The sequence below is a fragment of the Alkalicoccobacillus plakortidis genome, from assembly GCF_023703085.1.
In the GTDB taxonomy this organism is placed as follows: Bacteria; Bacillota; Bacilli; order Bacillales; family Bacillaceae_D; genus Alkalicoccobacillus; species Alkalicoccobacillus plakortidis.
In genome coordinates, this window is sequence record NZ_JAMQJY010000003.1 from 278404 (window position 1) to 300775 (window position 22372).

At 39.9% G+C, this 22372-nt stretch carries 26 protein-coding genes and 1 pseudogene; 5 read left to right on the top strand and 22 right to left on the bottom strand.

Annotation, left to right across the window (positions count from 1 at the left end):
* Positions 1–14: 14 nt before the first annotated feature.
* The 7 genes from NDM98_RS18820 to NDM98_RS18845 all read right to left on the bottom strand — a co-directional run bounded on the left by NDM98_RS18820 (position 15) and on the right by NDM98_RS18845 (position 4765).
* Positions 15–500 (bottom strand): hypothetical protein, encoded by a 486-nt coding sequence (locus tag NDM98_RS18820; RefSeq protein ID WP_251610903.1) that lies wholly within the window; start codon positions 498–500, stop codon positions 15–17.
* A gap of 76 nt (positions 501–576) precedes the next feature.
* Positions 577–1353 carry an N-acetylmuramoyl-L-alanine amidase family protein gene (locus NDM98_RS18825; RefSeq protein ID WP_251610904.1) on the bottom strand — a complete coding sequence of 259 codons (777 nt, stop codon included), beginning with the start codon at positions 1351–1353 and terminating at the stop codon, positions 577–579.
* A 493-nt stretch (positions 1354–1846) separates the two neighbouring features.
* Positions 1847–1981: a hypothetical protein gene (locus NDM98_RS23630; RefSeq protein WP_285804070.1), complete on the bottom strand. Its 135-nt coding sequence runs from the start codon at positions 1979–1981 to the stop codon at positions 1847–1849.
* A gap of 61 nt (positions 1982–2042) precedes the next feature.
* Positions 2043–2573 (bottom strand): metal ABC transporter solute-binding protein, Zn/Mn family, encoded by a 531-nt coding sequence (locus NDM98_RS18830; RefSeq protein ID WP_251610912.1) that lies wholly within the window; start codon positions 2571–2573, stop codon positions 2043–2045.
* The gene (locus NDM98_RS18835) at positions 2515–3387 is read right to left on the bottom strand and encodes a metal ABC transporter substrate-binding protein (protein WP_251610914.1); all 873 of its coding nucleotides are present in this window, start codon (positions 3385–3387) and stop codon (positions 2515–2517) included. The genes NDM98_RS18830 and NDM98_RS18835 overlap by 59 nt, the downstream gene beginning before the upstream one ends.
* 90 nt (positions 3388–3477) lie before the next feature.
* Complete coding sequence (locus tag NDM98_RS18840; RefSeq protein WP_251610917.1) at positions 3478–3810, bottom strand: RNA polymerase factor sigma-54; 333 nt, start codon at positions 3808–3810, stop codon at positions 3478–3480.
* Between the two features lie 10 nt (positions 3811–3820).
* Entirely contained in the window at positions 3821–4765 is a 945-nt protein-coding gene (locus NDM98_RS18845) for an RNA polymerase factor sigma-54 (protein ID WP_251610918.1), read from the bottom strand.
* A gap of 55 nt (positions 4766–4820) precedes the next feature.
* Between NDM98_RS18845 and NDM98_RS18850 the strand changes: the two genes are divergently transcribed.
* Both NDM98_RS18850 and NDM98_RS18855 read left to right on the top strand, forming a co-directional pair.
* Positions 4821–6713 (top strand): sigma 54-interacting transcriptional regulator, encoded by a 1893-nt coding sequence (locus NDM98_RS18850; RefSeq protein WP_251610920.1) that lies wholly within the window; start codon positions 4821–4823, stop codon positions 6711–6713.
* A gap of 114 nt (positions 6714–6827) precedes the next feature.
* Entirely contained in the window at positions 6828–7991 is a 1164-nt protein-coding gene (locus NDM98_RS18855; RefSeq protein WP_285804071.1) for a mandelate racemase/muconate lactonizing enzyme family protein, read from the top strand.
* Between the two features lie 355 nt (positions 7992–8346).
* Here the strand turns inward: NDM98_RS18855 and NDM98_RS18860 are convergent, their stop codons facing one another.
* From NDM98_RS18860 to NDM98_RS18875, 4 genes are all read right to left on the bottom strand, one after another.
* Positions 8347–8484 (bottom strand): hypothetical protein, encoded by a 138-nt coding sequence (locus NDM98_RS18860; protein WP_251610922.1) that lies wholly within the window; start codon positions 8482–8484, stop codon positions 8347–8349.
* Positions 8477–9709 (bottom strand): MFS transporter, encoded by a 1233-nt coding sequence (locus NDM98_RS18865; RefSeq protein WP_251610924.1) that lies wholly within the window; start codon positions 9707–9709, stop codon positions 8477–8479. Before NDM98_RS18865 ends, NDM98_RS18860 begins: the two co-directional genes overlap by 8 nt.
* A gap of 144 nt (positions 9710–9853) precedes the next feature.
* Positions 9854–10576, bottom strand: coding sequence for a YqcI/YcgG family protein (locus tag NDM98_RS18870; RefSeq protein WP_251610926.1), 723 nt, complete (start codon positions 10574–10576; stop codon positions 9854–9856).
* 184 nt (positions 10577–10760) lie between these two features.
* Complete coding sequence (locus NDM98_RS18875; protein WP_251610934.1) at positions 10761–12482, bottom strand: ABC transporter substrate-binding protein; 1722 nt, start codon at positions 12480–12482, stop codon at positions 10761–10763.
* 99 nt (positions 12483–12581) lie between these two features.
* On the opposite strand from NDM98_RS18875, the gene NDM98_RS18880 reads away from it, so the two are divergent.
* A complete protein-coding gene (locus tag NDM98_RS18880; protein ID WP_251610936.1) occupies positions 12582–13508 on the top strand; it encodes a DMT family transporter in 927 nt (308 codons plus the stop codon).
* A gap of 19 nt (positions 13509–13527) precedes the next feature.
* On the opposite strand, the gene NDM98_RS18885 is transcribed toward NDM98_RS18880, so the two are convergent.
* Together NDM98_RS18885 and NDM98_RS18890 are read right to left on the bottom strand one after the other, a co-directional pair.
* The gene (locus tag NDM98_RS18885; protein WP_251610938.1) at positions 13528–14193 is read right to left on the bottom strand and encodes a YIP1 family protein; all 666 of its coding nucleotides are present in this window, start codon (positions 14191–14193) and stop codon (positions 13528–13530) included.
* Positions 14194–14208: 15 nt separating this feature from the next.
* Positions 14209–14847, bottom strand: a complete 639-nt coding sequence (locus NDM98_RS18890; protein ID WP_251610939.1) for a YIP1 family protein — start codon at positions 14845–14847, stop codon at positions 14209–14211.
* A gap of 118 nt (positions 14848–14965) precedes the next feature.
* Between NDM98_RS18890 and NDM98_RS18895 the strand changes: the two genes are divergently transcribed.
* Positions 14966–15130, top strand: a complete 165-nt coding sequence (locus NDM98_RS18895) for a DUF4021 domain-containing protein (protein ID WP_251610941.1) — start codon at positions 14966–14968, stop codon at positions 15128–15130.
* Between the two features lie 36 nt (positions 15131–15166).
* On the opposite strand, the gene NDM98_RS18900 is transcribed toward NDM98_RS18895, so the two are convergent.
* Complete coding sequence (locus NDM98_RS18900) at positions 15167–15625, bottom strand: GNAT family N-acetyltransferase (RefSeq protein ID WP_251610943.1); 459 nt, start codon at positions 15623–15625, stop codon at positions 15167–15169.
* 378 nt (positions 15626–16003) lie between these two features.
* Here NDM98_RS18900 and NDM98_RS18905 point away from each other — a divergent pair, with 378 nt between their 5' ends.
* On the top strand, positions 16004–16771 hold the full coding sequence (locus tag NDM98_RS18905) for a class I SAM-dependent methyltransferase (RefSeq protein WP_251610945.1): 768 nt from the start codon (positions 16004–16006) through the stop codon (positions 16769–16771).
* Positions 16772–16820: 49 nt separating this feature from the next.
* On the opposite strand, the gene NDM98_RS18910 is transcribed toward NDM98_RS18905, so the two are convergent.
* From NDM98_RS18910 to NDM98_RS18945, 8 genes and pseudogenes are all read right to left on the bottom strand, one after another.
* Positions 16821–17606: a glucose 1-dehydrogenase gene (locus tag NDM98_RS18910; protein WP_251610947.1), complete on the bottom strand. Its 786-nt coding sequence runs from the start codon at positions 17604–17606 to the stop codon at positions 16821–16823.
* 170 nt (positions 17607–17776) lie between these two features.
* A complete protein-coding gene (locus NDM98_RS18915; RefSeq protein WP_251610949.1) occupies positions 17777–18379 on the bottom strand; it encodes a DUF4166 domain-containing protein in 603 nt (200 codons plus the stop codon).
* Positions 18380–18383: 4 nt separating this feature from the next.
* The gene (locus tag NDM98_RS18920; protein ID WP_251610951.1) at positions 18384–19289 is read right to left on the bottom strand and encodes a DoxX-like family protein; all 906 of its coding nucleotides are present in this window, start codon (positions 19287–19289) and stop codon (positions 18384–18386) included.
* 314 nt (positions 19290–19603) lie between these two features.
* A complete protein-coding gene (locus NDM98_RS18925) occupies positions 19604–20032 on the bottom strand; it encodes a hypothetical protein (RefSeq protein ID WP_251610953.1) in 429 nt (142 codons plus the stop codon).
* A gap of 68 nt (positions 20033–20100) precedes the next feature.
* A complete protein-coding gene (locus tag NDM98_RS18930) occupies positions 20101–20676 on the bottom strand; it encodes a hypothetical protein (protein WP_251610954.1) in 576 nt (191 codons plus the stop codon).
* A 51-nt stretch (positions 20677–20727) separates the two neighbouring features.
* Entirely contained in the window at positions 20728–21363 is a 636-nt protein-coding gene (locus tag NDM98_RS18935) for a hypothetical protein (protein ID WP_251610957.1), read from the bottom strand.
* Positions 21360–21690, bottom strand: a pseudogene (locus tag NDM98_RS18940) (PadR family transcriptional regulator). Before NDM98_RS18940 ends, NDM98_RS18935 begins: the two are co-directional and overlap by 4 nt.
* 225 nt (positions 21691–21915) lie before the next feature.
* A complete protein-coding gene (locus tag NDM98_RS18945) occupies positions 21916–22167 on the bottom strand; it encodes a hypothetical protein (RefSeq protein ID WP_251610959.1) in 252 nt (83 codons plus the stop codon).
* Positions 22168–22372 lie beyond the last annotated feature (205 nt).

Genomic DNA, 22372 nt, shown 5'->3' on the forward strand with positions numbered 1-22372 from the left:
TTCGCTAACAAGTCTTATTCTTTTTGTCCTTTTTTTCTAAAGAAAACAACAGCCGTTACAGCTCCAATACTAATGATGCCAGCCCAAATAGGAGTTTTTAAAAATGGATCAGATTCCGGTTTGGTAGGTGTCATTCCTTGAACATCATATTCAAGATCATCAAAGGAACCCGTTCGACTGCAGAGATCCAATTTATAATGACCTAATGCTGTTTGATCTGTATATATTAATAGCATCTGGTTCACTTCAAATCCGCGATTCCATTCGGAACCTTTTACTTTAACTGTCTCTGTTACGTTTCCCTTATACACGTCTTCTACATCAATGGTGTACGAATGCGAATTGGCTTTGATCACCGTTCCACTAAACACAGCTGCAGCGTCATCAAACGCTTCATTCGCAGTCGTTTCCACACAACTAAGTGCATTAGCATCATTTAAAGCAAGCACATTAAACAAAACAGTTAGCATGATAATACTAAACGTACTTTTTTTGAACATGCTTGTTCAACCCCTCATATGTTAGATACTATCATTATATGATAGACATGCTAATATATGGGGGTTATTTTCCTCACTAAGATGCTTTAATCCCATCAACAATTGCTTTAGCCGCCTTGCCTTGATAATCCTCTGTTTTTAACAAACTCGCATCTTTTTCATTTGAGACAAAACCCGTTTCTACCAGTACGGAGGGCATGCTCGTATACTTTAATACATAGAAATCTGCCGAGAACACTCCACGATTTTTGTTCCCCGTTGAAAGAACAAGCTGCTCTTGAATGGATTTTGCTACCTGCTTCCCTTTGCTACTTCCTTGATAATAAAAGGTTTCAACACCACTCGCCGCAGCATCTGCATATCCATTTGCGTGAATACTGACAAACAAGTCTGCAGACCAATCATTTGACATCAACGCCCGATCCTCCAACGTAACAAACATATCCGCTTCTCGAGTCATAAGCACTTCGAAACCCTCCTCTTTAAGCAACTCCTTCACTTTATTCGCAATAGAAAGCGCAACAACTTTTTCATAGAGACCATTTCCAACTGCTCCTGGATCCTTTCCACCATGCCCCGCATCGATTACGATTCGATTAAACTCCAACAGTTCAGACTTAACTTCCGACTTTGGAGGTGAAGGCTGCTCCTGCTTTTCTGGTGTTCTGGCGGTTTTCATTAAGTAGGCTGTACTGACAAATCCGAGCTCTCCCTTATACGTCATTTGCCCCCAACCATTTCCTACATCAATATATTCAATTCTCTCTCCTGGCGAAAGACTACCAATAATAGCCGCTTCCTCACTTGGTGCTGCCCGCACATTTAACGAAACCTGTGTATCGACCTCCCCCATTTCAGCCGCCACTGATTCTTCATTCCAAGCCAAGTACCATAAGTATGATAAAAAGAATTGACACCCACATCTTCATTCCCTTACTCATTACCCAATCTCCCTTCTCTAGCTCGTCTAACTCTCATAATCTCTTTACTAGTTTTGACAAGTTACTAGAAAATAATCATGGATTGAGTAAAAAAGGATGGTGAAAGTGGATTTGGTGAGGCGTATTGTTTTGCATGGGGTCTCGATTTGATTCTGGAGGCTATCGTTTTACTTTGGGTTCCAACGTTTTGATTCGGGGTGCTATCGCTCTATTCCATCCTCCATTGCTCCAATTCCCTGGTCCATCGCTCCATTCCATCCTCCATTGCTCCAATCCCCTGTTCCATCGCTCCATTCCATCCTCTATTGCTCCAATCCCGCGGGCCATCGCTCCATTCCATCCTCTATTGCTCCAATTCCCTGGTCCATCGCTCCATTCCATCCTCCATTGCTCCAATCCCCTGGTCTATCGCTCCATTCCATCCTCTATTGCTCCAATCCCCTGATCCATCGCTCCATTCCATCCTCCATTGCTCCAATCCCCTGGTCTATCGCTCCATTCCATCCTCCATTGCTCCAATTCCCTAGTCCATCGCTCCATTCCATCCCCTCCCCAAAACATACACCTAAAAAAGCCCTCCACATTTGGAGGGCTGCTTTGTTTATTCTGCTGATAATACCGTTTTAAGTGTTTCTACATTTTTGTGCATAAGGGAGAAGTAGTCTTCTTCGTTTGCTACGTCTTCTGTCAAAGCCTCTAGTGGATATATGGTTAAGGCTTCTGCACCAATCTCATTTTGCACAACTTCTGCAACTGCTGGTGTGATATTTGGTTCAAATAATACATACTGAAGGTTGAGCTCTTCGGCATGTTCAATTGTTTGGACTAATTGGCTTTGTGATGGTTCGTTAGTCGGTGAAATACCGGCTATCCCAATTTGATTGAATCCATATCGGTTTTCCCAGTAACCATAACCGGCATGAGATACGATAAATGTATCTATCTCTGCATTATCAGCTACACTTTGAAACTCTGCATCTAGTTCTTCAAATTGTTCAACAAGCTTTTCAAAGTTCTCTGTAAAATAGGCTTCTTGGTCTGGCTTCAATTCAATTAATTGATCCTTAATATTTTCAGCCAATTCGATAGACAGGATTGGATCCAAGCCAAACGTGTGGATCAAATTCGCCATGACTGTGTCCGTGGTCATCACTTTCATGGTCATCAATCGTAATTGTGACAGGTGCCGATTGTGCTAAAACTTCATGATCATCTCCAAATAGCTTAGCGACAATTTGTTCTCCATCCTCTGCCGTTCCTTCGTATTCAGCTGATCCATTGTCAGGAACAACCTCCCAAGCTTCTTCGTCCTCTGCATCTGCCCCTGCTTCAAGTGTATACCAATGCCAATGATCAGAGTTGGCATCTTCTGGAGCGGTAGCTGTTAAATGAACATGATCTCCTGAGTGGTAATGATCTGAAATTCCTTCTATTTCAACAGTCTCTGGAGCTTCCCCTGCGTGATCGTGATCATGGTCGTGGTCTTCGCTGTGATCATCACCATGGTCATGATCTTCTTCTTCGTGACTATGATCATCTTCTTCCCCATGATCGTGCTCGTGACTGTGGTCGTGGTCATGACTATCTGGGATCAAATCGACTCCGTCAGTAGCCTCAAGTGTTGCTACACCTTCTCCTTCTACTGCATTAACCACTTTATCAGCAAAGGCCTCCATGCCGGCCCCGCTGTAGAAAAACGCATCCGCACTTGCTACTTTGACCATTTCTGTTGGTGTTGGTTCATAGGTATGAGCATCGGAGCCCACTGGTACCATATTGGTTACATCCACATAGTCTCCACCAATTTTTTTAGTCCAGTCCTCTATCGGAAATATCGTTGTATAAATTTCTAATGCATCCTTTTCTTCCGCTTCTTCTCCTGAACCAGAAGAGCATGCGTTTAAAAACAACAACGCTGCTCCCGCCATCGCCAATCCCTTTTTCATTATCTGACTCCTTTTTCGTAACTATTACGATCTGTGTATAGAAGTCAGTATATCGGAATGATTCTTATTTGTAAATAAAGATTTTACGTTTTAGTATCTCTTTCGTTTGGCAGACGACTCAATTCCAAGCTCTCCACGGTATTTAGCTATTACTCTTCTTGATAGATCAACATCCTTTTGCTTATAAAGTGACACTAACTCTTGATCAGTTAGCGGATGATGTTTATCCTCATTTTGAATAAATTCTTTTAGCCATGCTTTTAAGGTTTGTTTAGAAATGGATTGATATCCAGATGAAAACATGGACTTAAGCTCAATTAGTCCTCTAGGAGTCTGTGCGTACTTATTTGACGTTGCTCTACTAACCGTTGATTCATGAACCCCCATTACAAGAGCGACCTCTTTTAATGTAAGCGAATTCAATTCTCCTTGTTTAGTAGCTAAAAAAGACTGCTTGGTGCACAGCAATTACTTCTGCCGCCCGTCGAATAGTCTGCTGTCTTTGTGTAAGACTCTGAATCAACCACTGCGCTTCTTGTGTTTTGGCTTTAGCGTAGTCTGCACACTCTCCGCCGCTATTCATTAATTGAGTTTTATATTCTTGATTCACCTTAATACTTCCAAGCAAAGAGTCTATTACTGTGACAACTGGTTCCCCATCATCGTTCATCATAATGGCGACATCTGCTGCAACAAAATGAGAGAGATCCTTTGAATAGCTCCGACCAGGATAAGGGTCAAGCTGTAGAATCAAATCATTCACTTTTTGAATGTCACTGACCTCCACTTGGTAATGCGCAGAGAGCTCCTTCCACTTTTTCGCTGCCAATTGTTCCATATGATTCGCCACAATCTGCTCGGCAAGCTCTGACTTTTCAGTAGATCTCTTTAATTGTAGTAGCAAACATTCTCCTAGATCCCTTGCTCCCACTCCTGCTGGCTCCATATCCTGAATCATTTGAATACAGGATTCTGCTAGCTGCACGGTGAGATCTTGCTCCGTACAAAACTCTTCAATCGAGATCATTAAATAGCCATTTTCATCAATTGAATCAATGACATACTGGAGATGTTCTCGATTCCTATCGTTTATCTGCATTTCAGACAATTGTTCAACTAATATATCTTGTAAACTTTTATTGGCCGGCTGGTTTTCAAGCGCCCGATGCTTAGCATCACTGGTGATTTTTTCGTGTTGATGGAATAATGGATGAGAGATAACCTTATCATTAAGTTCGATCAACGGATTTTCAAGTGCTTGCTCCTTTAGAAAATCTCGAATCTCCGCAGATGAAAATTGAAGTAGCTGAATAGCCTGCTTGAGTTCCTGTGTCATCACAAGGCTTGTGCTCTGCTGTAGAAATAATCCCATTTCCATAAGGCGGCCCCCTTTAAAAATCATCATATCATATAAAAGGTAGAGGAGGATTCTCTTGAAAGAGATCGTTGTGATTGCTCCATTTGACTTAAGCGCTAACCAAATTCAACGTTTAGAACAGTCCTTTAACCACCTTTCCTATCACGTGAAATTTTCAGAGACACAAATTCCGTACTCGAAAAACCTTGGCGCCATTACGTCTAAAACCGGGGCGATTGTTTCCAGAGGTGGATTAGGTGAATTACTAAAAAAACAAAGCGGCATACCATACATTCAAATTCCGATTACGCCCTTCGATTTGCTACGATCTATTACTCACGTGACAGATCTTGGTTACCAGAAGATAAAAGTCTTATTTTATGCCGGTATCTTTCATGATGCAGAATCGATTCGCAGTCAGTTTGACTCATCTCGTATAGAAGTAGAAACCTACCAAGAACCCACTTATGCAAAAGAACAAATTAGTCGTTATGCAATAGACAAAAGCGCTGATGCGATTATTGGAGACCGTTTAGCAACGGATACTGCAACCGAACTTGGCATTGCTTCTTTTCTAGTTAAGTCCGGGGAGGAAGCACTTGTTTTTGCGATTCAACAGGCTATAGAAACGCTTAACCTGCAAGTAGAAGAACAGGCAAAGACAAAAGAAATAGAATCTATTCTACAAGTTGTGCCACAAGCGGTGATAAGTCTTAACGCAAATAATGAAATTAAATTGTGTAACGAACAAGCTAAATCTTTGTTTCACGCATTAGATGTTCCTTTTGAAACATTAGCTTACTCTTCCGTTTTTAATAGTGAGGAATTAGGAGAACAGCTTCAAAAACAGGTTCCTCTACGAAATGCGTTAACCATGGTCAATGATGAACAAATGCTTGTAACCACAACACCAATTTTCTCAAATGATGTATATCAAGGAGCCATTCAGATCTTTGAACGGTTATCCGACATTCAATCTCTCGAACTAAAAATTCGGAAAGAGCTATATCAAAAAGGACTAACAGCTAAACATACATTTGAAGACATTGTATGCGTGAGCCCCAAAATGAAGAAGCAAATGAATGACGCAGCTGCATTTGCTCGGTCAGAGGGTACAGTTCTTTTGTATGGAGAAACCGGAACTGGAAAAGAGCTTTTTGCCCAGAGTATCCATCAAGCAAGTCACAGAAAACACAAACCATTTGTATCAATAAACTGCGGTGCATTAAATGAGCAGTTACTTGAAAGCGAATTATTTGGGTATGAAGAAGGAGCTTTCACTGGCGCTTTAAAAGGAGGTCGAGCTGGGTTATTTGAAATGGCTCATGAAGGAACCCTTTTTTTAGATGAGATTAATGAAATGTCACATGGCTTTCAGACTAAGTTGCTTCGCGTTTTGCAAGAGAACGAAGTGCGGCGAGTTGGTGGCATGCGGTATATCCCTGTTAATGTTCGAATTATTTGTGCGACCAATCAACCAATGGACAAGCTGATAACGGAAGGGAAATTTAAAGAAGATTTATTCTACCGAATTTCGACCTTAACAATCGACCTCCCTCCTTTACGAGAGAGGAAAGAGGATATTGTCCCTCTTGCCTTGCATTTCTTACAAATTGAAATGAAACGAGAGAATCGTTATTTACGTCTAAAGGATGGCGGAAACACACTTGAACCACTTACAACTGCTAATTGGTATGGAAATGCACGTGAGCTTCAAAATGTTGTGCAAAGGCTTGTCATTACGTATCCAGATCATGAGCTTACATCAGAAGGAGTTCGTTCATATGTGAAAAGTAAACCCGAGCCAGAGAATACGATACGTATTCCAATAGCTCAGTCTTTTAAAGAGATGGAAAGATCATTATGGACTTCCCTGTATCAGCAGTTTCAAGGAACAAAGCAGGAATTCTGTGAAGCCTATCAAATTAGTCCAACAACACTCTGGAGAAAACTTTCAAATTCGAAATAGGTATTTCATTTTTGAAATACAAAATACCCACAAACCTTAATTATGCTTCATTTTTGGGTTGGCACACTTTTTGCAAGAGGAGTAGTGAACCAAAAAAATAATGAGGTGATGTTGTTGAAGATTGTTAGTATTAAAGAGAAAGCCGTGCCAATTAGTAGCAGTATTCGTAATTCCTTTATTGATTTTAGTAAAATGAACGCCTCGATTGTCGCGATCCAAACCGATGTTATACGAGACGGGAAACCAGTCATAGGTTATGGATTTAATTCAAATGGCCGATATGCTCCATCAGGACTTTTACGTGAACGATTTATTCCGCGCTTACTTGAAGCTGCCCCTGAAGACATTACAAATAATGAGGGAACGAACTTAGATCCTCATAAAATTTTTAACGTACTCATGACCAATGAAAAACCGGGCGGTCATGGAGAACGAACTGTTGCAATTGGTACACTTGATATGGCAGTATGGGATGCCGTTGCTAAGATTGAAGGAGTTCCTTTATACAAGCTGCTCGCAGATCAATACGGGGATGGCACGATTGATGAGAAGGTATTTGTCTATGCAGCTGGTGGCTACTACATGCCAAATAAAGGCCTGATCGAATTACAAGATGAGATGAAGGGCTATCTCGAAGCGGGCTATACAAAAGTAAAAATGAAGGTTGGCGGTGACTCTATTGCAGAGGATGTCAGAAGAATCGAAGCCGTGCTGAAGGTTGTTGGCTCAGGAGACAATCTCCTAGTCGATGCTAATGGACGCTTTAACCTTAAAGAAGCCATCGCATTTGGAGAAGCTGTAAAAGACTATAAGCTCTATTGGTACGAAGAAGCAGGAGACCCACTGGATTATGAGCTGCAGGCAAAACTATCTGAAGTCTATCCTCATGCCATGGCAACAGGGGAGAATCTCTTCTCCCTACAAGACGCAACCAACCTTATCCGACATGGCGGCATGAACCCTAAAACGGACTTTTTACAATTTGATTGTGCCTTAAGCTATGGCCTGACCGAATATATGAGAATTCTAGAGATGCTAAAAGAAAATGGTTGGTCCTCCCGAAACTGTATCCCTCACGGCGGACATCAAATGTCTCTAAATATCGCCGCAGGACTTGGATTAGCCGGAAATGAATCTTACCCAGGTGTGTTCCAACCATTTGGTGGATTCGCCGATAACTATAAAGTCGAAAATGGGCACGTCGGCCTCCCTGACATCCCAGGCGTAGGATTTGAAGCCAAAGAAAACCTCTATACCCTTTTGAAGACACTGAACTAAGTGAAACGCTCCTGCTGATTTGGCAGGAGCTTTTTTTGATGGTTGGAGGGTTGAGGCGAGTTCCATCGTTTCAATTGAGCATCCATCGTTTTGATCCAGCCTTCTATCGTTTCACTTAAGCGTCTATCGTTTTGATTCAGCCTTCTATCGTTTCACTTGAGCATCCATTGTTTTGATCCGGCCTTCTATCGTTTCACTTGAGCATCCATCGTTTTGATTCAGCCTTCTATCGTTTCACTTGAGTTTCTATCGTTTTGATTCGGCCTTCTATCGTTTCACTTGAGCATCCATCGCTTTGATTCGGCCTTCTATCGTTTCACTTGAGCGTCTATCGTTTTGATTGCCTTCTATCGTTTCACTTGGGCGTCCATCGTTTTGATTCGGGCTTCCATCGTTTCACTTGAGCATCCATCGTTTTGATTCGACCTTCTATCGTTTCACTTGATCGTCTATCGCCCCAATCTGAACTCCACTCCGTCCACAAATCACCCACTCAACCCAGCCTCTTCCTTCGTCTCAGGCACAAAGGCTAGGAGAATTCCTCCAATGATAAACAGGAGAACCAGGCTGAAGACTCCAGTGCTTGAGCTCCCTGTTAACTGTGCAGTAACCGCCAAGAGCAACGGCCCCATTACAGCTGCAAATTTGCCGAAAATATTATAAAAACCAAAAAATTCATTCGCTCGATCCTTTGGAATAAGCTTCGCGTAGTAGGAGCGACTTAATGCTTGTATGCCTCCTTGTGAGGTCGCAACTAGCATCGCCAGTATCCAAAAGTCGACGGCCGTTTTTAAGAAATACGCGTAAATACACACAATGATATATACTCCGATTCCAACATACAGCATCCTTTTACCCGTAAATCGATTGGCAAGCCTTCCATACAAAATGGCAAAAGGCGCTGCTACAACCTGAGTCAAAAATAGGATTAATAACAGACTAGTAGCCGAAATACCCAGGTCACTTCCATACGCAGTGGACATTTTAATAATCGTGCCTACCCCATCAATATAAAAGAAATAAGCAAGTAGGAAGAGTACGAGTGATTTATAATGACGAATATCTTTTATCGTTTTACCTAATCGCTTAAAGCTTTTTATAATAGGTTTGGATTCTCTCTTAATAAAATGAATTTGCCTGACATGGCGAAGCATCGGAATGGTAAAAACAGCCCACCATATCGCCGTGATGACAAATGATATTTGACTTGCAGCTGTCATCGAAAGTGGGAGAATCTCCATTTGCGATAACATAATGATAATTATACAAACTAGAAAGGGAATCGCACTTCCAATATAGCCCCACCCATAACCGCGAGCGGAGAGATCATCCATCTTTTCCTCTTTAGTTACATCAACTAAAAACGCATCGTAAAAGACATTTGCACCAGCAAAACCAATGGATGTAATCGTATACAAAACTAATAATGCCAACCAACTATCATACGGGACAATGGCCAGCATAGCTGTTGACACAACTCCGATGACAAAGAAGAACGTAAAGAACTTTTTCTTCAACCCGTCGTAATCTGCAATTGTACCTAGAATGGGGCTGAGCATCGCTAGGATAAAGGTTGCAACCGCGATTGTATAGCCTAAGTAGGCTGTTGAGTTTACGCTTGTGATACCAGCTGCATCGGCGCCAGCTTTAAAAAACAATGGAAAAATAGCCGTAGAAATAATAACTGAATATGCTGAATTAGCCCAATCATATAGCATCCAAGCCACTCTCTGCTTTACTGAACTTTTTCACAATCACACCTCCTCCCCATATTGTACAGCAGCGATCCTTTTATGAGTGTAGAATTACAAATAATTTACATTATCTATATTTAAAAAAGACCTTGAGCCGTCCACTCAAGATCAGTCCTTATGAAAAAAGGGGCATTTCCCCGTGACCGGTTCACTATCATCCCCAATAAAAAACTGCTTCCACTCATTATGATTTGGATCACCAAAATGGCTGATGTCAGGGTGCGTTGGTAGCTGATCCCATACTTCTACTCTCTCCCTAACCTTCTCCCGCGACATAATTCCCCCTTTTTCAGTTCCTTCAAGCCCTTGAAAGATCTTTCGTGGTTGAAAACCTAAGATTAAACTATTCCCTAGATCTCTTGTTTTGCGTTGCTTATAAGCTTGTGCATTTCCAAAAGCAAAGATTGGCTCTCCTGCAAAATGAAAATCCCACAAATAATGCTCCGGATCACGTGGGGTTTCTTTCGGCCATGGAACAGGGTCTTCTTCGTGTAAGTACTGTAGAATCCTCCAAAAGTAAGCGCGATAATAATCAAGTGATCGCTCTTCTTTTTCAGGTTCTACAAACACAAAAAGCCCATGCCTGATAAAGGGAGGGCTTGTAAACAACTGAAGAAATTGATCCACAGCCTTAGGGAGGTTAGACCAATCCTCCTGCGACAAATAGGCATATCGCAACTCACCTTTATTCTCAGCCTTCATTCCAAAATAACAAGGAAATGTTTTGTCCGTAACAATCTCATGAAAGGTACGATACTCTTGTGTAAGCCACTCAGGAACTAAAGCTGGATTACTGATTTCATCCTTTGTTAGTAAAAATCTATTTTCCATATCAGACCTCTCTTTCCAAAAGAGTCACCCAAATGATCTTTCATCTATGAATGACTGCCTTTAACTATTCATTTTTCTGTATCTGTTTGGCAGTACGTAATAATCGCTGTCTTGTCCTCTGCATAACTCCTACTGGAGGATTGACATAGTAAAATCACTTAGTACCTGCCAATGATTCACGTCGTTATCGAAACCAACACTTCTGATACTGAAGAAAACCAAAATCATCAAGCTCTGCCCCTCTTGCAGCAGGGTGAACAAACGCATGCTGTGATGTTTTGTACAACGGAATTACGGAGGTGGAGTCTATCAGAAGCTTGTCGATTTGGTGTAGAATTTTGCTAGGGTTCTTTTCAAGAGATGCTTCTTTCCCCAATGCTTTGATCTGTTTAGAAAGCTCATCCTCAAACATCTGTAGTACTGCTCCATCATGACCAAATAAAAACTGTAGATAAGATAGCTCTCGATCACAAAGGTTCACCATAGAGAAAAGAATAAGATCAGCCTTATCCCAGACACTTTTTTGTACCAAATCATGGATTGGAACGGTCACTACATCTAATGCAATATGCTTTCTACCAAGGAAATCTGCAAGCCATTCTGCATCAGCAACATTTAACGACGTATCATTTGTATAAAGGGTGAGGGGGATATTTTCTATAAGATTTTGATCATGAAAATCAGCCTGTCTTTTGTCAACCTCAGTATAAAGTGTCTCACAGCTTTTGTATCGATTTTCACCTAGCTCTTTGATCAGTTGATTAGAATCAATGGATTGAGCTACTGCCTCCCTTACTTGAGAATCCTGCATGAATCCTCGCTTTTTCGTATGACAAATTAAGACCTTTCGTTCAAGATCAATTCGTGATACCTGATTCCATTGATGAATCTCTTCTCTTCCACTTGGTAGGAAAGGAAAGAACTGAATATCCGATCTCTGATGCAATGACTCATTAAAAAACGAAGGTAGAATCCACATACGAACCACATCAAGAAGTGGTCTACCAGCAAAATATTGATCAAACGCGTGAAATTCAATTAACTCCGAGTGTTGAGCAATAAGTCGAAACGGCCCTGTACCAATTGGTTTATCAAGCAGATCTTCACGCTGGATTACTGACTGAGGGTTTGCAAGATACCGTGGTAACAGTGGACAAGCATCGCTAAAGGCCAGTCGAATCGTATACCGGTCAACACAGACAATTGTGTGTAATCCTGTATACATCCAGACCCCTGCTTTATTTAACCTCTGTAATGTATACCTCACGTCTTGTGATGTTAGTTCCCTGCCATCATGAAATAAAACATGCTTACGCAAATAAAAGGTCCACTCAGTTGCACTCTCATCCGACTCCCAAGCATGAGCAATATGAGCAACCACTTCTCCACTGTTTGCATCTCTCTTTAATAGTCCATCATATATCTGCTCGATGATGTGAAGCTCTGTTTGACGAATAGCCTTTAACGGGTCTAAACTAGACAACTTTCTAAAGTATGGAAACTGTAATACATCCTTATGTTCGCCTTGAAATACTTCTTGATGAAAACCCAGTTTTTCATTCAACCATCCCGAAACCTCTTCCTTCCACTCGTTTGTTAGATCAAGTTCCTCAAGAAGAAGAATAGCCTCGCGAATCTTTTCCTTTTTAAAGAGTTCCTGTATCCGCTCTAACAGAAGTTCCTGAAGTGATTTTTGGAAAATTAAATAGGATTGCTTTGACCTACCTACTCCCGGAATCCATTCAATCCAGCCTAAATGGCTCAGCTTTTTCAAAATCAAAATAACGTTTCGTCTCGTACAGAAAAAGATCTCCTCTAATTCAGCAACAGATACAGGTACTCGATCACCGATCTGAACATGATGAAATGGTTTGCATAGCACTTTGAAATGGTCTATAGGATGCATTTACAACCTCCAATGAATAAAAGGTGAAATTTTGTTAATGTAAGCCTACTCTTTTTATTCACCTTTTACAATCTATACTAAATGCAGGGGGGATAATTGATGTACAAAATGACCGCCATACTAGCAGGTGTGATCGTAACAATTCTTTGGTCGAGTTCTTATATTCTTAACGAATGGGCTTTTGACGAAGGTATAGGTCCTTTAACCCTTGCAGGCACAAGATATGTGGTAGCTTCGTTTATGCTTATGATGGTTATGAAAGGCATCGGATTATTTCAGACAAAAGATACGCGTCCCTATTCACCGCTCAAATGGAGATATATTCTCATTATTGGGTTGACTGGTTTTACAATGGCACAAGGCCTACAATATGCCGGACAGTTTTTTATGAATCCCACTCAAACCTCATTACTTTTAAGTATCGGCAATACGTGTATGGTACTTCTTGTAGACTTCCTCTGGTTAAAAGAAAGCAAAAACCGAACTTCGATATATGCGCTTATCGGATTAACTATTGGCGTTTTGTTTTATTTTTACCCTTGGAATTTTCAAGAGGCAGGGCTGATTGGAATTATATTCGTTCTCTTTTCTTCCGTCGGTTATGCGTTAAACCTTACAATTAACCGTCATTTCATTAGTCAAAAAGAAGTCCGCACAGAAGATCTTATCATTCGCCCAATGTTTATCGGTTCAATTGGGCTATTAGGACTTGGCGTTACAATCGAAGGTCTGCCTTCTTTTTCAACAAATCTGCTGCTAATAATTCTCTGGTTAGGTGCAGTTAATGGCGGCCTTGCATTTTATCTTTGGACATGGAGCCAGAAATACCTTAAAGCATTTGAAAGCAGTTTACTTAATAACTTGATGTTGATCGAAATTGCCTTAATGGATATGATGTTGCTTCACCGACAATTAACCGTATCCCAAATCACCGGAGTCCTTCTCATTGCCGTGATGATAGCCTATGTACAAATCGGGCCGAATTTGAAAAAGTACAAAGCAAAAACCCCTACCATAAACAGGTAGAGGGTCTCGACTTTCACCTTTATATTGCGATAAAAAAAGCAGCTACAATCATGCCTAAAATCATAAATGGGATAACAAGAATTGCTGCGATGATTACTCCTGTAAGAAGTGCCATCCATGCAGAGAAACCGTGTGCTTCACCTATTGATTTTAGGTTAACTACCGCTAACCAAATAAAAGCAATAACTGATAGCAACACTAATATAGGTGGTGTACCACCAGTTACCATGTCTAATATGTTCATACCTCTTACTTCTACAAGAGTATCAACACTGACAAAATATTCTTCTCCACGTATTAATAGATCAACTAGACTGATAGCAACCGTAGCTAGTGATGGCACCATTGATCCCCTAACCATAGACACTCTAAGATCCGAGGCTCTTCCCACTCCTCCAATCCACCGTCCAACAACTGCATTAATCCATGAACCAAAATAAAGCGTAATAATCCCTAAAACTGGACCACCTATAAGAACAATGAGAGCCATAAGTCCATAATTTAGTCCAAAACTTTGTTGTTCGTAGGCAGTGATCGCAGTAAGCATTCCAATAATAATGGCAAGTAAAATAAAATTCTTCTCACGGTTCGACTTATCCAGTTCCTGTCTAATAACCGCCCTTGGCTTAACCCAAATATGTAACCACGGATTTAATCTTTCAACATTCTGTTGTTCATTCTCCACACGTTTCTCCTCCTTCTAAATCAAACCAAACGAAACAAGTAACATTGTAACGAGGACTAACGGAATAGCAATAATGAATCCAATGATAACGACTAATAATAATGCCTTCCATGCTGAGAAACCATGTGCAGCTCCAACAGCATTTACATTTATGACAAATGTCCAAACGACTGCTATATAAGTAAGTATGCTTATCAACGGGTACTCACTTGTTCCTTCAATTAAACCAAGTTGCATAGCTTCAAACTGAGCATATGAGCTAACAAAATATATCTTTCCTTCTACAGCTAGTTGAATTAAATTCACTGCAATAATTGCTAAACCTGGAATATACGCACCACGGACTGTTGCCACTCGAAGGTCGCCAGGTTCCCCCCTGCCACCAATCCATCGACCGACCACAGCTGTTAGCCAAGAAGTAAAATAAAAAATTAATGGTCCTAATAGAACTCCCGCTACAATACTAATTAAAATAATTCGACCAATGTTTACATCCATATCATTTTGTTCATATCCAGTAAAAACACTAAGAGTGCCGTACACCATCACCATTAAGATAAAGTACTTTTCTCGATTTTCACGCTCAAGCTGCTGATTAATAACCTCCCTCGGCTGTATCCATATCTGGAGCCAGGGATTTAACCTTCCTTCCATTTGCATTAGCCCCCAATCCACCTATTATCCCATATATACCCTCCATTCTCAATTTAAACCTTACACCTGTACATAATTCTTTTGATCCTGTCTATCCTATACATAGGTGGTGATAATTATGAAAGATCGCAAACATGATCAACATCCTGATCAAAAACAAAAAGATCCACTTTCAAATGAAGCTGACTCTATTGGACTAGATCAAGATGAACAAGAAATGAACGGAGATTACGGCATGCCCGAGACAGAATTTGAAAATGAACAGCATAAAAACCAGAATTAATTATAACCATACAGGCAGCTCTGCTTGTATGGTTTTTTACGTATTGAACGTATAGACTAACCTCACCATATCTCTACACCATATGCCATTCTCCATAATCTTTTCAGAATAATTTCTCACAAAAAAATCAAAATCGATACTATTGATTCTAAACCCGCATTTTTGATAAAAACGTAAAGCATCAAAACTTGAATTACCGGTACCAACCTCAACTAAATGAAAACCCTTTTCTTTGGCCTCTTCCAAAACAGCTCTAATTAACTGCTTCCCTATTCCTTGACCATGTAGGTCTTCCGTTACTGCAATGTTCATTATTTCAAGCTTATGCACATCGATTGGACAGACTACAATAACACCAACGATTTGGCTATCTTGTTGGGCTACATAGCATTCTCCTTTATCAAGGTAATTCTGAACCAACTGTTTAGAAGGATCTGCTGATAAGAGCAAATCCCATGGAGCTTCTTTATCTGATTGTAGTTTTTTAATGATCATGTTAACCTCCTAGTATTTTAATGAAGCAGATAATATAATTATAAGACAAAATAAGAGTTTGCTCATCTTGTAAGTTACATAATTTATCTTTTCAGGAGATGAAGTTTTGTCAAATGTAGCAGGGACAAAGACGCATGACCAGTCTGTCAGCTAGAAAAGAACTGGAATAAACCCTAACATTGGATTCGTTCGCGGTGGTACTGGCTCTGCTTTGGTAGTTGTCCTGAGAAAGTTAGAGTACTGTTGTTTCCTCTTATTAAAAATAAATCGGAGAATGCGAATAATCTTGTGAACCTTCACGGAACAGCTTACTCATGTTAAAAAATCTAAATCTCATGCTATACTGACTTAAAATGTTAGTAGAAATGGGGTCTGGTGATGACACAGAAACAAGATACGTGGAATGCTACTTTGTATGATGCTAGTCATTCATTTGTCTCATCCTTTGGGACAGCACTAATTGATCTACTTAACCCACAAAAAGGTGAACACATTCTTGATCTTGGTTGTGGAACTGGTGATTTGGCAGCCCTCCTAGATCAATCAGGAGTTTCTGCTGTTGGAGTCGATAAATCGGAGGCAATGGTAGAACAAGCTCGCAGTAAGTATCCTACTCTTGCTTTTGACGTTAAGGATGCAACGAACCTAGGCTTCTATAATGAATTTGATGCTGTCTTCTCAAATGCGACGCTCCATTGGGTCAAACCTCCTGAACAGGCACTATCCAATATCTACGCTAGCCTAAAATCTGGCGGAAGATTTGTTGCCGAATTTGGAGGGAAAGGCAACGTGAAGCAAATGACAGATGAACTGATGAAACAGCTAGATCAACAAGGCGCACCAAACAGTCAGGAACGGTTTCCTTGGTATTACCCTAGCATCGGTGAGTATACTACATTGATGGAACAAGCTGGATTTAGGGTGATTTTTGCTCAGCATTTTGATCGACCAACTCCTCTTGAGGGACAAGATGGACTAAGAAATTGGATTAGCATGTTTGGCAGTAGCTTTCTAGAAGGTCTTTCCATCTCCGAACAAGACATAGTCATTTCTAATACAGAATCCGCCCTAAAAGAACGGCTATATAAGGAAGGTCAGTGGGTCGCTGATTATAAACGGATTCGAACTATTGGTATCAAAGAGTAAAAAAATCCACCTCAATCACGATGATGAGGTGGTTCTTTTTTATATTCTATTAGTACTGTGATGATTGTCCGCCATCAATGGCAATTACTTGTCCGTTTACAAATTCAGCTTCTCCTGAAAGTAAAAACGAAACCACTTTAGATACTTCTTCCGGTTTACCAAAACGTTTCTTAGGATTTACACTTACGAAGTCAGCCATTGCCTGCTCCCAGTTATCTCCACCAATTTGTTTGAATGAACCTTCTACCATTGCTGTTAGGATAACCCCTGGCGCAATGGCATTGATACTAATTCCATACTGTCCGTAATCAATTGCAGCTGTTTTTGTTAATCCTGCTACAGCATGCTTACTTGCCACATATGCCGCTTGATTTAGGACAGCACGAATTCCCCCAACAGAGGCAACGTTCAAGATAGAACCATAGCCTTGTTCCTTCATAACCGGTAACACATATTTCATACCGTAGAACACACCATTTATATTTATATCAGTCACTTTATTAAATACTTCACTATCATACTCAGCTAATGGTGCTTGTTTTCCTTCAACGCCCGCATTGTTGTAGAACGCGTCGATTTGACCAAATGTTTTTACAGTACCATCTACATAGTTTTTCACCGCTTCTTCATCTGCTACATCCGCAGTGATCAGTAGCACATCAGCATGAGGTGTCTCTTTTAGAATTAGGTCTTTAGTCGCTTCAAGCGAATCATTGTTTAAATCAACTAATGAAAGCTTTGCTCCCTCTTTCGCTAGCAATAATGCTGCAGACTGCCCTAAACCTGATCCTGCTCCAGTGATAATAACAACTTTACCATCATAACGATTACTCATGTAATTCATCTTCTTTCTGTTTATAATTCTTTTTTATTATGACTTTATGCCTAATAAAAATCAATTAGATTATTTTATTCTTCTTTTATTTCGGTTAATTTATACATACTCTTTATTATTCTAGATAAAAAACTCCTGTTACATGACCATGTAACAGGAGCAATTCTAGTTTACTTACGAAAAGTTCCTTTGTATGACAGTAGATCTCCAACCAACCTATTGCTAATTTTTACATGGATGGTGTAAGCCTCTTTTATATCATCGTAACCCTCAATTACTTCTACATTCCCTTGTAATACTTTTGGTAAGAGAATTTCTATTCTTCCCATTACCAACTTTTGAGATGCAGAAGTAATAGCAAGTGTACCTTGGTTTGTTACTCTAAAAATCAAATCTGAATAGAATAGACTAGGCTCCCCTAAATAGTCTCTTACCACATTTCTTTGTGAATCAATTGTCATCTGCGCATGAAACCGCCTTGTCACTTTTGGGAAGAAAAAGATTCGTTCCCATTTGACTTCTTCTATACCATCAGGGCGCTCATAAACGCGATTAACCAAATCAAAAGGAATGTCTCGCCCACTCTCAGGGAATATAAAATTCCATCTTGTTAGAAGTAACATGAATGGATACATCCATTTTTTTGCCCCTTTTATTTCACTCATTACTCCCTTGGCATGAAACACGCTACTCTCTTGAAACGAGTACCTCTCCTGAAGTTTTGGATGAAGCCTTTCATAGGACTCTCCAAGTAGATTTTTATAAATAGACATCCAATTAAATCCTCCTGCGTGTACAACTTCTTGCCGTTGGGAGATCTTTTGAACAATAAAAACCCACCACCGATAATACAAATAATGCCCCATTAAACGTGATCGGGTTAAAGGGTGCATTTAATAAGTGAGGTGCTGCGATTATTGACGAGATCGTCAACATTGGAAAGAGGACACATTGAATGAGAAATAATTGTCGTTTCTTTCGATAGAGTACCCATAATCCCGCCATCATGAGCTCAGCTATTCCAACAAATTGTACGACCAAACTAGCTAAATCTTGATTCAAACCTAATGTACGTTGAATCATCATCACTTCTTCTGGATGTTGTACTAGAAGCTTTGGGACAAGGCCATGATAGAGCCAAACAAAGCTGAAAAAAGCGACCATTAACACACTGATAAAAAATCGGAGATACTGTGATTGTGAGGATTCACCCTTTTCAAGAGATCGTTTCAATACATCAAAGCTTAACGCTGTCGCCCAACCTATCATCGGACGGAAGATAAGCCCGTCAACAACGCGCCCTACAAAACCATAACGTACATCATAATCATATTGAGTTAAAAATTTTGTATGCTCATCCTGCTGAGTATATTTCCAATACCCTCTGCCCTCACGAATAAGTGAAAGCTTTTGGTCAGTGCCAAACCGCAATGAAGAGGTTTTCGAACCTTCCTTTGACTGATGAGATCCAACGCTCTCACCCCATCCGGCTATGCTTAACCCAAACCCAATGTTTGTTTTATACAAAAAGGATTGTGGCTCTCCCTTTTCTTTTGGTAAATAGGTAATAGAGGAGAACCTGAGATCCCAAGCCTGATGGCGAGTTGGGTCCTGAGTCGCCTTCCAAACGTCTTCCAGAGACGCACGAATCGGTAATTCAACATATATCGGCTTCTGTTTCATCGGTCACCTCTATTCTTATAGATCCCTTTACCCTTATCTTAACTCTGTATGAGAATGGGTCAAGAGATGACCATAAGTCACTCGATACCGCGTGTTAACGCATAGGCCAGCTTAGTAAAGGTGGCTTTCAGCTTAGTAAAAATAGCTTTTTGCTTTGTTGATGAACTTAGCTATTTGCAACACTCGATTCTCTCTTGATCTTGCAATTAATTCACTTGATAACTCCCTCTCTTTCTTAACTAAAAATAAGCCTTCTCTTGTTCAACAGTAAATAATCGTGGTAAAAAATCAAATTTTACTTTTATCGTTCTCCATTAATTTTCTAGTTCGCTAAACCAAATCGAATATACTTCCCCATCATATAAATGAAAACGCAAATGTAGTTGATGAACCCGATCTACATTTCCAATGATGACGATTTGCTGCTCACGATCCTCGTATCGATAGGAGAGTTCACCATATGCCGACATAACCATTTCTTCTGAATCCATAACTTGAATCCCTTTATCTGTAGCAAACTGTTCACTTCTCTTATTTACTATTATTGTTTGAATGGTTCTCTCCATTCTGTCTACTTCAACACTCCAGATATCACCGTGATACTGATCATACGTTCTTTGATCGTGATAAGCCGTGTTGTCTGCATCGTACGTTAATTCAAACAGGTCTTCATCAAGAAAATCACCAAGTGCGATGATTCCAATCCCTTCTTGGGTCAAATCAACGGATTCTACCTCCATCATGAGCTCCTCTTCCGTTTTGCATGATGTCAGTAGGAATAAGGAAATGACTACAATAACAAAAAACCTCATCATCCCTCTTGCTCTAATTCTGACAGTCGAATCTCCTGAATCATCTCTTCCCCATCGTAAATAAACTCAAGCTCCACATTGTTCTTACGGTCTACATAAAAAATCCATGATGCCATACACGGTTCAAAGTCGTTTGCATAATGACTTCCATACAGATCTTTCGCCTTTTGTAGAGGATCTCCGACTTCGACTCCAAGCAGAGTTTGTTGACCTTTTTCATTAAAGCTAAACGAACGAATTTCATGATCTTCATTTATAGTCATCCAAGCATGCTTAAATTCTAAAAGTTCATGATACACACTATCATGTAACTCATAACCTCCCAGTTCCTCAATAACCTCATCAGTCAAGGGTTTAAACAAATTAATCCCCCCAAGTTGCTCCTCACTTAAATCTGTATTTTTTATAAAATAATGATTAGTAGCTGCTACATACCACCCTGTAGGTACGATAATAAGAAGTGCTAGTGGCATAAAACATAAAACGGAAATTATTTTTGAACGCTTCCATAAAAAGATTCCCGAAATAGGGGTGATCAATAGAATGAATAAGATAATAGTTAAAAATACTAACATTTACACAACTCCTCTACATAGTAAAACTAGGTATACAAATAAAAAAAGGGGCTAGATCGAGCGTATAACCCCATAGCGAACAGCCAGTTGATTTAACGGATAGAAAATAAACGTGGCCACTACACAAACCAATAAAAAAGCTGGATTTAAGAGAGGATAGAACCACGACTGAAATAAATCAGTTAAAAGGACAACAATCATAAGTAGATAATTTGGAAGTAATGCCAAAACCATAAAACGCCGACTTTTTCTCCATTGCTTGAAGCCCACTAAACGTCCATGAACAAAAAACATCAGCGCCAAAAGGAACGCATACCCACATAAGAGACCCCACTTAAATGTAACCATTTGCTCCCAAATGAGCTCAACTGCCAAATAAGCATGAGTGTAGTACAGTACTGTCAAACAAGCACCTATAAGAAATAAACTATAATTAAAATAAATCATGACTTTCGGTATATTTACTTGCTGAGAGTGACCCACTAAATAGTTTTCAGCAATCTCTTTAGGCTCACCCAACTCCATCAACAATTCATTTTCAGCTTCCGACTGTGAGCGAGCAGACAAAAGAAACTCCTGATACCGTAGCTCAATATACTCCTCATATTCCAAAAGAATCTCTTCTTTATTTGGAAGATGACCAAGCTCACCTGCAAGCTGATCTAAAAATGATTGAGCTATTTTCATAATGGTTTCTCCAGCATGCGATTAACCATTTTCACAAATGAATTCCACTCTTTCGTTTTCGAAGAGAGAACGGACTTCCCTTCATCTGTTATTGCATAATATTTTCGAGCTTGGTCCCTTCTCTTGGTCCTTCCAATAAGAAGTAATACATGCCTTTTCCTCAAGCTTATGAAGTGCAGGATACAACGTTCCCTCTTTCACTTCTAGCGTCTCATCACTTCGTCTTTTCATTTCTTTTACAAGCTGATAGCCATACATATCATCTTGTTCTAAAAGTTGTAGCACAAGTAACGATGTACTTCCTTTCAGTAGCTCACGATTAAACATACAACACCTACCTAGAATTAATGGGTATGTTTATTGTAATCAACTGGGAATTAATAAGCAACAAAAAAATCACCTAGCTCTTCAGCTAGATGACTCCACTATCTGTTCTTAAATATCATAACACCAATAATAACGGCAACTAATGCAATAAGCGCGAGACCAGATCCAAGCAAAATCATAATGTTCATTATGTCCATCTCCTTCACCCTTCCCCATTCACGCTTATTAATGAATCATTTCAGTCCGATTTCTCTTTTGAGCTAGTTTATTTGTAGCAACATAAGCCCCAAGTGCTGCCAAAAGTGCAAAAAGAAACGGAACGCTAGCCGTCCCAAATTGAATGGATGACTCTGTCGCACCTTGTATAGAATTTGTAATAGATGGCACATACATCATTGTAAGGACGAACCCTGATGCAAGCTGAAGTAATAAAAAGATAAAGGAAAAACTCATAATAAAAACAAGCAATTTTTTCACGACAAAACCTCCTTGCTTAAGTTACGTTATTAGGAAAATAAGGTTTCATTTTCATATTTATTTAAGCATAAAGGAAGATCAATGTATGTTCAATAGGTGGAGAGGAGCATAATTGACTGCACTTATCAGTGATGAGATGTCCTTTTTATCAAGCAACGTCTATCACAATATGCTCTAACCCCATATAAAAAACGAGATCACAAAG